General features: G+C 71.9%; 7 protein-coding genes. 4 read left to right on the top strand and 3 right to left on the bottom strand.

The features are described from left to right. The first annotated feature begins 25 nt into the window (after positions 1-25). Positions 26-3,520, top strand: coding sequence for a BTAD domain-containing putative transcriptional regulator (locus AB0D14_RS37165; RefSeq protein ID WP_362787538.1), 3,495 nt, complete (start codon positions 26-28; stop codon positions 3,518-3,520). Here the strand turns inward: AB0D14_RS37165 and AB0D14_RS37160 are convergent. Together AB0D14_RS37160 and AB0D14_RS37155 are read right to left on the bottom strand one after the other, a co-directional pair. After that, entirely contained in the window at positions 3,500-5,380 is a 1,881-nt protein-coding gene (locus tag AB0D14_RS37160) for a sigma-70 family RNA polymerase sigma factor (RefSeq protein ID WP_362787537.1), read from the bottom strand. The two genes, AB0D14_RS37165 and AB0D14_RS37160, sit on opposite strands and share 21 nt — an antisense overlap. A 309-nt stretch (positions 5,381-5,689) precedes the next feature. Next, positions 5,690-6,481, bottom strand: a complete 792-nt coding sequence (locus AB0D14_RS37155) for a helix-turn-helix domain-containing protein (protein WP_362787536.1) — start codon at positions 6,479-6,481, stop codon at positions 5,690-5,692. Between the two features lie 378 nt (positions 6,482-6,859). Here AB0D14_RS37155 and AB0D14_RS37150 point away from each other — a divergent pair, with 378 nt between their 5' ends. Together AB0D14_RS37150 and AB0D14_RS37145 are read left to right on the top strand one after the other, a co-directional pair. Next, positions 6,860-8,224 carry an NAD(P)/FAD-dependent oxidoreductase gene (locus AB0D14_RS37150; RefSeq protein ID WP_362787535.1) on the top strand — a complete coding sequence of 455 codons (1,365 nt, stop codon included), beginning with the start codon at positions 6,860-6,862 and terminating at the stop codon, positions 8,222-8,224. A 125-nt stretch (positions 8,225-8,349) separates the two neighbouring features. Next, complete coding sequence (locus AB0D14_RS37145) at positions 8,350-10,014, top strand: SpoIIE family protein phosphatase (protein WP_362787534.1); 1,665 nt, start codon at positions 8,350-8,352, stop codon at positions 10,012-10,014. 110 nt (positions 10,015-10,124) lie between these two features. On the opposite strand, the gene AB0D14_RS37140 is transcribed toward AB0D14_RS37145, so the two are convergent. Beyond that, positions 10,125-11,405 (bottom strand): MFS transporter, encoded by a 1,281-nt coding sequence (locus AB0D14_RS37140; protein WP_362787602.1) that lies wholly within the window; start codon positions 11,403-11,405, stop codon positions 10,125-10,127. A gap of 147 nt (positions 11,406-11,552) precedes the next feature. On the opposite strand from AB0D14_RS37140, the gene AB0D14_RS37135 reads away from it, so the two are divergent. Beyond that, complete coding sequence (locus AB0D14_RS37135) at positions 11,553-12,098, top strand: MarR family transcriptional regulator (RefSeq protein WP_362787533.1); 546 nt, start codon at positions 11,553-11,555, stop codon at positions 12,096-12,098. The last annotated feature ends 514 nt before the right edge of the window (positions 12,099-12,612 follow it).

Raw genomic sequence — 12,612 nt, 5'->3', positions numbered from 1 at the left:
CCGGCGCACCGGTGACAATGACCCGGTGCGGTACAGAATTCTGGGCGTCACCCAGGCGGCGGACGACCACGGCAGCGACCTGCCTCTGGGCGGCACCCGCCTCCGTGCCCTCCTCACGGCCCTGGCCCTGGCCCTGAGGACACCCCGCCCCACAGCCCCGGGGATCCTCATCGACGAGGTCTGGCCGGACAACCCCCCGAACGACGCCCCCGCCGCCCTGCAGGCCCTCGTGGGCCGCCTGCGCCGAGCCCTCGGCAAGGACGCCGTCACCTCGGAGCCGGGCGGCTACCGCCTCGACGCCACCCCCGAGGACGTGGACCTGTTCGTCTTCGAGCGCCTGGTCCGAGAGGGCAGGGCATGTCTGGACGAGGACCCGGCCACTGCCGCCCGCACCCTCCGCGAGGCGCTGTCCCTGTGGCGGGGCCCGGCCCTGGCCGACCTCCCCGACCGCGCCACGGCGGCGACCCGCCCGGAGTCCCTCCGCCGGGAGGCGACACGCGCGCGCGTGGAGGCCGATCTGCGCAGCGGCCACGCCCACGAGGCCGTACCGGAGCTGCGGGAGCTCACCGGGACCCACCCGTACGACGAGTCCCTGCACGCCCTCCTCATCGGGGCCCTGCGCGACACCGGCCGGCAGGCGGACGCGTTGACGGCGTACGAGACGGCCCGCCGAGCCCTGGCGGACGGACTGGGCACGGACCCGGGCCCCGAACTGCGCACCCTCCACAAGGAACTGCTGACTCCACAGCCCGCACCCGCGCCCGCGCCTGCACCCGCGCTGGTCCCGAACCGCTACGCGGCCGCCGCGCCTGCCGCGCCTGCCGCTCCCGCCGGGCCGGCTGGGCTCGCCGGGTCGGCCGGGTCGGCCGGGTCCGAACCGTCCGGCAACATCCGTCCCCGCCTGAACTCATTCGTGGGCCGGGAACCCGAACTCGACGCGATCCGTTCCGAATTGCACAGGGCCCGCCTCGTCACCCTCACCGGACCGGGCGGCTCCGGAAAGACCCGCCTCGCCGAGGAGGCCGCCTCCGGGCATCTGCAGGCGTGGCTGGCCGAGCTCGCCCCGCTCGACCGGCCGGAGGCGGTGCCCGGCGCGGTCGTCAGCGCCCTCGGTCTGCGGGAGACCGTGCTGATGACCCACGAGATGGCGGTGCAGCAGGACGATCCGGTCGCCCTGCTCGTCGAGTACTGCGCCCCGCGCAGCCAGCTCCTGATCCTTGACAACTGCGAACATGTGATCGGCGCGGCGGCCGAGCTCGCCGAGACGCTGCTGACCCGCTGCCCGGGACTCACGATCCTCGCCACCAGCCGTGAACCCCTGGGAGTCCCCGGTGAGTCCGTGCGCCCGGTCGAGCCCCTCCTCCCCGACCAGGCCCACCGGCTCTTCAGGGAGCGCGCGGCGGCGGCCGACCCGGAAGGCGGCGTCAGCGACCACCCCGCTGCCGTCGAGGAGATCTGCCGCCGTCTGGACGGACTGCCGCTGGCCATCGAGCTGGCCGCCGCGCGCCTGCGGATGCTCACCCCGCGCCAGATAGCCGACCGGCTCGACGACCGCTTTCGTCTCCTCACCTCCGGCAGCCGCACGGCCCTGCCCCGCCAGCAGACCCTGCGCGCGGTCGTCGACTGGTCCTGGGACCTGCTGGACGAGTCCGAGCACACCGTCCTCAGAGAGGCCTCCGTCTTCGCGGGCGGCTGGGACCTGGAGGCCGCGGAGGCCGTGTGCACCGGGCCCGTGGCCGGGATCGTCGGTGCGCTCGTCGACAAGTCCCTGGTCGTCGCGACGCCCGGCCCGCGAGGGATCAGCGGTATGCGCTATCGCATGCTGGAGACGATCCACGAGTACGCCGTGGAGCGCTCCGCGGAAACCCTCGAACTGCGTGCCGCGGCTGAGCGCCGGCACCGCGCATGGGCCCGCGCGCTGGTCGAGAAGGCGGATCCGCTGCTGCGGACCGCCGACCAACTCCGGTGGATGCAGTGCCTGGAGACCGACATGGACAACATCCGTGCGGCCCTCCATCGCAGCGTTCTCGCCGCCGACGAGCCGGAGGCCGCCGCACTGGTCCTTGCCATGGGCTGGTTCTGGTGGCTGCGCAACCTCCGCCGAGAGGGCGCGACCTGGGCCGACCGGGTCCTGCGCCTGGGAGCGGCGCTCGACGCACGGTCCGCAGACAGGCCGTCTTCCGACGTCGGCCTCGGCGGAGCCCCCGCCGGTGAGGCCCGCCTCGATCCGGCCGACTCGCTCTGGGACCGTCTCGACAGCGTCGACAGCGTCGACTCCGTCGACCCCGTCGGGGCCTTCCTCGCCGACCCTGACGGCGAGAACGGTCACCCCCTGCACAGACTCCGTGTGAAGCTGCGTGTGCTGCAGCTCTTCCTGGCGGCGGAGCTCGGGCAGGCCCCGGTGCGGGACGAGCGGACGACGGAGTACGTCGAACGCCTGCGGGACACGCTCGCACGCGGCGGCCCGGACGCGGCGACCTTCCCCGGCATCCTCTGGCCGCTGATCACGTTCCTGATCGGCAGTACCGGCGACGTGCGCGGCACCATGGAGGCCTCGCTCGCCAACTGCCGTGTGTACGGCGGCGACTGGGAGGTCGGCATCGCCCTGTTGTTCTGTGGGCACGTGGCCGTGGACATGCCCGGCGGAATGGAGGGCGTGGACGAGTACATCGCGGAGCTGCGGACCGTCTCCCAGCGCGTCGGCGACCGCTGGATGCGTGCCCAGGTGTGCGGCGCGGGCGGCGAGGCGGCCCTGAACCGCAGCCGGTACGAGGAGGCGAAGGGGGAGTACGAGGAGGCGCTGCGGCTCGCCCACGAGGTGGGGGCCTACGCGGAGACACCGTTCCTCATCGCCCGCCTCGGGGAGATCGCCTACCGCCAGGGCGACCGGGCCGCGGCTCTCATCGCCCTGGACGAGGCGACGGCCGCGGCCGATCGCTACGCGGTGCCGGACTCACGCGCCTTCGTCCTCATCACACGAGCCCAGATGGCTGTCGACGACCGGGACTTCACCCGCGCGCGCGAGCTGTGCGAGGCGACCGGCGTGGAGATGATCCGGGGTACCCCGCCGCCCCAGTTCAGAGCCGCGCTGAACGGCATCGCCGCGCTCGTCACCGCAGCCGATTCGGGACCCGGGCCGGGGCTGCGCCGACTGGCCGACGCCCTGCGCGAGGCCGCGGCGGAGCGGTGCGCGGAGGTGGTCCTCGCCACCCTGGCCGAGCGGGCGGCGGGAGTCCTGTCCGGCATCGGTGATCACGCACGCGTGGTCCGCGTTCTCACGGTGGCCTCCCGGTGGCGGGAAGGCCACCCGCGCCCGATGCCCGAGCGCGTGGAGCTCGAACGCGTCGAGGCCTCGGCTCTGGCCGGCCTCGGCCGCCGGGCCTACGACGCCGAGCGCGCCATCGGCGCCACGCTCACCGTCGACGACGTCCTGGAGGAACTGACCGAGGCGTCCACCGCCGCCGCGCCTCCCACTGCCGAGCTCCCCGCGGGTCACCCGTCACTGACACCGGAACCGTGAGTCGGCCCAGTCCGCCAGTGCCGCCGTGTCGAAGGGGGAGTGCGGTTCGACGACCAGGCGGACCGTCCTCCTGCCCGTCAGATCCACCCGCACGGGCACCGCGTCCCGGCCTCCGCCGACCAGCCCCGACCGCCACATCCGGACCCCGTCCGCGAACACGGAGAACCGCACCTGGCCGAGTCCCATCGTCAGGTCGTCGACGCCGACCACCGCCTCGTACGAGGAACAGGTGCGGTTGAGATCGATGGTGACCGAGGACGCGCCGTGCACGGTGACGCCGTTCGCGTACCGCTTGTCGGAGATCGACATGCCGTACCGCTGCCAGACCCAGCTGCTCTCGCCGAGCCGCATCTCGGGCTCGGTGCCGTCCCCGGTGACGCCGTACTCCAGGGAGTTCCACTGGAAGTCAGCCGGAGCCGGGGCCGGTGGCGGCGGAGGGGCAGGGGAAGCGGGGGGAGCAGGAGGAGCAGAGGTCGGCGTGGGCTTGGGCGTGGGTGCCGCAGTCGGCGTCGGCGTCGGCTTCGGGGTGGGCTCGGGGGAGCGGGTCGGTTTCACGGGCGCGGCGACCACCGGCTCGGGCTCCGCCTTCGGCACCTTGGGCGGCTTGGGCGGCTTCGGGGACGGCGACGGCGTGCTCGGTTCGACGACCGGGTCGGGCGGGCGCGGCCCGGCCTCGGGCTTCTTCGCCGCTGTGTCGTCGCCGGCCAGCGCGAGCACCACCGCGGCGGCGGCCGCCACGACGAGACCCGCCACGATCCCGGCCTTCGCGGGCGCGCCGAGCCCCTCCGCCGCGGCCCCGCCGCCGGCCCCCGCGCCACCTGAGCCGCCACCCGCCGCGGACGCGGCCCCCGCGGCCCCGGCCGCGCCCACGCCGGTCCCGCCGGCGATCAGGGCAGCCGCCTTCGCGTACCCGGCGGCGCCGAACCATCCGATGACGGCGACCGGCACGACCGCCGGAATCCCGCTCGCGACCTCCTTGATCTGACCGGCGGCGAGCCGGCACTTGGCGCACTCCTCCAGGTGCCCCCGCAGCCCGCGCTCGGCGCGCGTGCGCAGCCCGCCACGCGCGTACGCGCCGAGCCGGTCGGCGTAGCGCGCGCACTCCTCGTCCGTGGTGAGCGTGGCGCTCACGTGGGCCTGCAGATAGGCCTGCTTGAGCCCTTCACGGGCCCGGCTGGCCAGCACGCGGGTGCCGTTGGCGTCCAGCCCGAAAAGGATGGCGACCGCGCTGGGCGACTCGTCCTCGACCTCGGTGTGCCACAGCACGGCCTGCCAGCGCTCCGGCAGCGACCGGAACGCCTGCATGGCCATCGACTGCTCGGCCTCGTGCATGGCCCGTACGTCCGCGCCCAGTTCGTGGCCCGCCGCGAAGGAGCCGGGGGGAACGGTGTCGTCCGACATCTCGGAGCCGCGGGCGGCCTGTGCCGCGAACACGGCGAAGTCGTCGACCAGGTGCTCCCGCCTCGCGGACTTGGTCCAGCTCGCCGCGACGCGTCGCACGGTCGTCAGCAGATAGGCGCGTACGGAGTGCTCGGGGCCGCTGCCGCCGCGGACGGCCTGGAGCATGCGGGCGAAGACCTCGGCGGTGAGGTCGTCCGCCGTGTGCGCGTCCCGGCAGCAGGTGCGCGCGTACCGCCGGACGGCGTCCGCGTGCCGCCGGTACAGCTCCTCGTAGGCCGTGTCGTCGCCCGAGCGCATGTGCGTGATCAACTCGGCGTCGGCGGGCGGCAGGTCGATCGGCGGGGGCAGCACTCCGCTGTCATGCCACTCATGCCGCTCGCGCTGTGGCGGAACAATGGCTTCCGATTCTGCTTCCGCTGCCGCGCTCCCGAGTGACTCGTCCCGACCGTCAACGCCCATCGCGGAAGAGTGCCACACGGACCCTTCGCCATTACCCGGAGGTACGGCGTAACCACTCGTCCGAGGGCGTCAGCCGAACCAGAGCACTACCGTTCACCCGAACGAGTCAGGGTGCGGGAAACTACGCGCCCGCCCCGCCCCCACTCACCCGCACCCGGCGGACGGCGTCACCCGCACCCGGCGAAGACACCCGCACTCACATCCGCCACATCCGCGTCCGCACCCGTGCGCGGGTGGTCGTAACCCCCCGCGCACGAACGTTTCACGCTCGGACCCGTTTCGCACCTGGGTGTCTCACACTCTGGTGTGTCACACCCGGGTGTCCGACGCGGGACGGGACCGCAGTCCCTCCAGCAGGATGTCCAGTAACCGCGCCGAGGCTGCCGCCTGCTGGGCCGCGTCCGGCAGCGAGGGCGCCGCCGTGGCGATCACCAGCAGCACGTCCGACACCGTCACGTCCGTACGCAGCTCGCCCGCCGCGCGCGCCCGCTCCACGAGCCGGCCCACGACCTCCAGCAGCTGGGACGCCCCGGCGTCGTCCTCGTCCGCCTCCCCGAGGGAAGCCGACCGCTGCTCCACGAGCCGCAGTTCGGGCCCGCCGGGCTGGGACCGCTGCTGCGGCACGCGCGCCTCGTCGAGGACCGCGTTCTCCGAATCCTCGTCACCGACGCCCACCCGCAGCACCTGCGGCGGCAGCAGCCGCCCGGCGCCCGAGGCCACCGACGTCCGCAGGAAGCGCGAGAGCGCCGACCACGGCTCGTCCTCCTGCCCGAGCGCGGAGCGCGCCTGGTCGGTCAGCCGTGAGGTCTCCTCCTCGGCTATGCGCCGGACCAGGACGTCCTTGCTCGGGAAGCGCCGGTACACCGTGCCGACGCCGACCCGCGCGCGCCGGGCCACGTCCTCCATCGGAGCGCCGTACCCCAGCTCGCCGAAGACCTCACGTGCCGCACGCAGTACGTGCTCCAGATTGCGCTGTGCGTCCACCCGCAGTGGCGTGGTGCGCGATATGTCCCCCGCGCGTCCGTTCCCCGCCGCCGCACCGACCACGCCGCCCCCTGTGAGGGCAGACGCAGATGTCCACTGAGTGTCCTGAATATGCATATGTGTTCCCCCGGTAATGACGTCTCCCCCCGGAGACACTCCCCGCCATCGACAGCCGGAGTCAGTGGAACAGCCTTCGCCGTAGGACCCCGCCGTACGGACCCGTCGAGCGCATCCCCCTACACCCCGATGACACACGAACATAGTTGAGTGGGGGTCAATTCAGAAGAGGGAGGTTCCGCACGGAGCGCCCCCCGATCGGAGTACGAGCCGCTTACGTCCCGGTTGCACCCCCTAATGTCACCCCGCTCACACCCGCTGACCTGCGAACCTTCGCCACGCTCCGGCGAATTGGCCGAGCCCGGACGTATCGGGCGACCGGTCACACAAATTGACGGGCCTGTGGACAAACGCCGGTAGCCGTTGCGTCATGGGTGAGTGAAGGAACGTACGCGCATTCTCGTTGTCGGCGGCGGCTACGTCGGGATGTACACCGCCCTGCGTCTCCAGCAGAAGCTCAAACCGGAGCTCGGGCGGGGCGATGTGGAGATCGTCGTGGTCACGCCTGACCCGTACATGACCTACCAACCGTTCCTGCCGGAGGCCGCCGCGGGCTCTATCTCGCCGCGCCATGTCGTCGTGCCCCTGCGCCGCGTCCTGGACCGGTGCCGCGTCGTCATCGGCGAGGCCAGAACCATCGACCACGCGAAGCGGACGGCGACCGTCGCCACCCTCGCCACCGAGGAGGAGGGCACCGGGCCCGACCAGATCGCGTACGACGAACTCGTCCTGGCCCCCGGCTCCGTCTCGCGCACCCTTCCGATCCCCGGTCTCGCCGAGTTCGCCATCGGTTTCAAGACCGTCGAGGAGGCCATCGGCCTGCGCAACCACGTCATCGAGCAGATGGACATCGCCTCCTCCACCCGCGACCCCGCGATCCGCGACGCCGCCCTGACCTTCGTCTTCGTCGGCGGCGGCTACGCCGGAGTGGAGGCGCTGGGCGAGCTGGAGGACATGGCACGCTACGCCTCCCGCTACTACCACAACGTCAAGGCCGACGACATGAAGTGGATCCTCGTCGAGGCCTCGAACCGCATCCTCCCCGAGGTCGGCGAGGAGATGGGCAAGTACACCGTCACCCAGCTGCGCCGCCGCAACATCGACGTACGCCTGGAGACCCGCCTCGACTCGTGCACCGACCGCGTCGCCGTCCTCAGTGACGGGGCGCGCTTCCCGACCCGTACGGTCGTGTGGACCGCGGGCGTGAAACCCCACCCCGTCCTGGCGGCCACCGACCTGCCGCTGAACGAACGCGGCCGGCTGAAGTGCACCCCCCAGCTGACCGTGGACGGCACCACGCACGCGTGGGCAGCGGGCGACGCCGCCGCCGTACCCGACGTGACCGTGCCGGAGCCCGGCGGGGAGACCGCCCCGAACGCCCAGCACGCCGTACGTCAGGCCAAGGTCCTCGGCGACAACATCGCCCACTCCCTGCGCGGCGAGTCCCTGGAGACGTACTCCCACAAGTACGTGGGCTCGGTCGCCTCCCTGGGGCTGCACAAGGGCGTCGCGTACGTCTACGGGCGCAAGCTGAAGGGATATCCTGCCTGGTTCATGCACCGCGTCTACCACCTGAGCCGGGTGCCCACCTTCAACCGCAAGGCCCGCGTGCTCGCCGAATGGACCCTGTCAGGCCTCTTCAAGAGAGAGATCGTCTCTCTCGGCTCGCTCGAACATCCCCGTGCGGAATTCGAACTCGCGGCCGGTGGAAAGCCCCCTCGGGACCCGAAGGGGTCGTCCTGACCGGAGCCAGGAACTCCGCCCGCGGGACCGGCGTCTGAACGGATGTCGGTCCGGTCGGACACACTGATCCACGACCATGGGCGGGCCGACCGCTCGCCCTTCGATCCCACGAGGCCTGTCCCACAGTGAACTTCACGCGCTGGAACGCTCGGCTCCCCGGAACGCAGCGCCGCGCCGCAGCGCGGGCCGACGGACTGCCGACGGCACTCCCTTCGGAGGGCTCCGTGCCCGCGGCCCGCGCCGAGCGGCCGACCGCCGAGGGCTCCTCGGTCGCGCTCGCCCCCGCGGTGGACGAGCTGCCGGTCCGCGAGGTCCTGGACCGCATCCCGGCCCTCGTCGCCCTCGTCCACGGTCCGGAGCACCGCCTCGCCTACGTGAACGACGCCTATGTGGCCGCCTTCGGCGTCCGCCCGGTCGGCGAGCCCGCGCGCGACGCGCTGCCGGAGCTGACCGAGATCGGCCTGCTGCCGCTGCTCGACCAGGTCCTGCGCAGTTCCAAGCCGCGTACGGTCAAGTCCCGCAAGGTCCCCGGCGGCCGCTCGTACACGTTCACGTGCACCCCCGTCCCCGTCGAGGCGTCGGCCGCCCCGGAGGGCGGTGGCGTACTGATCTTCGCCGCGGACGTCACCGACCACGCCGAGGCCGCCGAGCGGCTGCGGGCCAGCGAGCGTCGGCAGCGCGAGACCGCGGTCACCCTCCAGCGCTCCCTGCTGCCCCAGGAGCTCGAAGAACCGGACGACCTGCGCGTCGCCGCGACCTACCACCCCGGCGGCACGGAGACCGCGGTCGGCGGCGACTGGTACGACGTGATCACCCTCGGCGGTGGCCGCACCGCCCTCGTCATCGGCGACGTCATGGGCCGCGGAGTCCGCGCGGCGGCCGTCATGGGCCAGCTCCGCACGGCCGTCCGCGCGTACGCCCGCCTCGACCTGCCCCCGCACGAGGTCCTCCAGCTCCTGGACGGCCTCGCCATGGAGATCGACCCCAACCAGATCGCCACCTGCGTGTACGCGATCCACGACCCGAACGAGGGCCGGCTGGTGTACGCCTCCGCCGGCCACCTCCCGATCCTCGTACGCGACGAGCGCGGCACCGTGCTGCGCGCCGACGAGCCCACCGGACCCCCGCTCGGTACGGGCGGCTGGATGCACGCCTCCGGCTCGGTGCCCCTCGGCCCCGGTTCCACCGCCGTGCTCTACACCGACGGCCTGGTCGAACGCCGGGACGCCGACCTCGACGAAGGCATCGCCTCCCTGGCGGCCGCCCTCGCCGGCGCCACGGGCACACCCCAGGTGGTCTGCGACCGCCTGGTCCGCTCGGCGGGCGTGAAGGCCGACCACGACGACGACGTGGCCGTCCTGGTCCTCCAGCACCCGGCGCGTGTGGGCCCGGACGGTGACCTCTTCCGCAACGCGGCCCTGGAGCTGCTCGGCGGCGTGGAAGCGGCCCCACGCGCGCGTGCCTTCGCCTCCGGCGTCCTCGCCAGCTGGCGTTTCCCGCCCGATCTGCACGACCTCGGCGTCCTCGCCGCCAGCGAACTGGTCGCCAACTCCCTCCAGCACGGCACCCCGCCGATGCGTCTCAGACTGCGCCGCACCGACCGCCGCCTGATCGTCGAGGTCACCGACGGCGACGACCACCTCCCGCGCCGCCGCCACGCCGAACCGGCCGACGAATCCGGGCGCGGCATCGCGATGATCGCGACCATCGCCTCGAACTGGGGCTCCCGCCGCACCCCGGGCGGTGGCAAGGCGGTGTGGTGCGAGTTCGCACTTCCGCGCACCACCTGACCCAGGGGCCCGCGTGACCGGCGGCAGACCCGCCTGACCGGCGGCAGAAGCGAGACGGCCGCCACCACATCAGTGGTGACGGCCGTCGTACGTGTCTGCGCGCATCCCCGTCAGGCCGCCGCCTGGACCGAATCGGCCGAATCGGCGGGAGCCCCGCCCCGCGCCACGACCCGGCTCTTCGCCAGCGAGGGCTGGTTCTGCACGGGAGTGAGCTGCCGCCCAAGCCGTACCGCCAGGAACGTGATGCCCAGCGAGAACAGCAGGAACGTCACGATGTACGGAGCGTGCAGCGAGGCACCCATCGGCCCGCCCACCGCCGGACCGACCGCGAGGGCGAGCTGCTTCACCAGGGCGAAAGCAGAGTTGTACTGCCCGGCCATGCCGCTCGGCGCCAGATCCGCGACCAGTGGAGCCACGGTCGGCGACAGCATCGCCTCGCCGAGCCCGAACAGCGCGTACGTCGACACGAACGCGGCCGTCGCCATGGTCTGGCTGCCGTGCCCGAGCCCCGCGTACCCGGCGGTGACCCAGGCGAGGGCCCAGATCAGTCCCACCGCGGCGATCACCCGGGACCGCTTGCGCCGCTCGACGAACCTCAGCACGGCGAACTGGGCGACGACGATCACCGCCGTGTTCGCGGCGAGAGCCGTGCCGAGCGCGGAGGTGGAGATGCCGGCCGCCTCGACGCCGTACGCGCTCAGTCCCGCCTCGAACTGCCCGTAGCAGGAGAAGAACAGCACGAAGCCCACCACACACAGCTGCACCATGGCCCGGTTGCCGAGCAACTGCTTCCAGCTGCCCCTGGCCTGTCCCGGCGCACCCTCGACCTCGGGCGCCCGCGGCATCCGTACGGTCGCCATGACCACCACGAGCAGCAGGAACATCGCCGCCTCGATCGCGAACAGCAGCGTGAACGAACTCGCCCGCGAGGCATCGACGAGGTGACCGCCGATGAGCCCGCCGACACCGAGCCCGAGGTTCTGCAGGAAGAACTGTGTGGCGAAGGCGCGCGACCGGGTCTCGGCGGTCGAGCAGTCGACGATCATCGTCGCCAGCGCGGGCTGCATCACGGCCTGCCCGGCACCGAGCGCGGCCGCGGACATCAGGACGGCCGTCGAGTTGCCCGCAAGCCCCAGGCTCAGCGATCCGACGGCGGCGGTGAACAGGGCGAGGAGCAGCACCGGCAGGGGGCCCCGCCGGACGATGGCCCGCCCGGCGAACGGCAGCACGACGAGCGCGGCCACGGCGAAGACGGCGAGCACGAGGCCCGCCGTCATGGCACCGAGGTCCCGAACCTGCGCCACGTAGACGTACAGATAGGGGACGGTAAAGCCGAGCCCGAACGCGCTGAGTGCGTTGCCCACATGGATCCGGCGCATCTCCGCGCCCATGGCCCTGGTCACTTTCACCTGCCTTGAAAGGGAAGTCTTACGCCTGCCTCAGGAGTTAGACGTGAAGACTTCGAAGCTAAAGTTAGAAGCTAAACAGTACATCTCGAAGGACTTCAACGCCAAGCGAGCGCGTGTCATACTGCGCACATGGGTGACACCCCCGTGAACGAGCCGACGCTCGACGAGCAGATCGCTGCCTACCAGCGCGAGTTCCAGGACCTCGACCCTCAGGTCGAGCAGATCGTCTCGGCGCTCGGCCGCCTCAACCGCCGCATGAACGTCGCGTACGGACGTCAGACCGCCGCCCTCGGCATCAGCAATGCCGAGTGGGAGGTCCTCAAGGCACTCGTCCTGTCGGGAGCGCCCTACTGTCTGGGTCCGAGCGACCTGGCGAAGAGGCTCGGCCTCACCCCGGCGGCCATGACTCACCGCATCGACCGGATGGTCGCGGAGGGCCTCGTCACCCGGGAACGCGACGAGTCCAACCGGGTCCGGGTGATCGTGGAACTCACGAACGAGGGACGCGACAAGTGGCTGGAGGCCATGCGCCTTGCCACCGTCTTCGAGGAGGACCTGCTCCAGGACCTCTCGCAGAAGGAGCGCGGTGCGCTGGGAGAGGTGCTGACCCGGCTGCTGCGCCGCGTGGAAGATGCCCAGCCGGACGCCGGCGGGCGGCTCACCGACCTTGACTGAGGCCTGAGTTGGGCCTCGGCAGTGGCCGGGACAAGGCGCGATTCAAGGGTTTGACGGGTGGCCGCCAGGGGGAGACTTGACACCCCCCTCGCAGATCCGTAAGGTTCATCGAGTTGCCACGGAGCCGTAACGGTTCTGCGACAACATCTCTGCCGCAGAAGCGGCACACCAAACCACCAGCACGATCTCCCAACGGGATCGAATTCGGCGTGTCCGAATTCTTTTTGATTTGGGCCCAGCAGCTCCGATTAGGAACTGCCGGGCGGATCCGCTAAAGTTTTGGACGTCGGGACGGCCCAACAGCCGCAACGGCAAACCCGGTTGACAGGGAGTCAGACCCGAAAGGATCTGCTAGAGTCAATATCGCCGGAAAGGGAAACGCGAAAGCGGAAAACTGGAAAGCGCCGAGGAAATCGGAACCGGAAACGGTCTGGTAGAGTCGGAAACGCAAGACCGAAGGGAAGCGCCCGGAGGAAAGCCCGAGAGGGTGAGTACAAAGGAAGCGTCCGTTCCT

The organism is Streptomyces sp. NPDC048484, from assembly GCF_040651415.1.
Classification (GTDB): Bacteria; Actinomycetota; Actinomycetes; order Streptomycetales; family Streptomycetaceae; genus Streptomyces.
The sequence above is the reverse complement of the archived record's forward strand: the minus strand, read 5'-3'. Positions and strand labels throughout refer to the sequence as shown.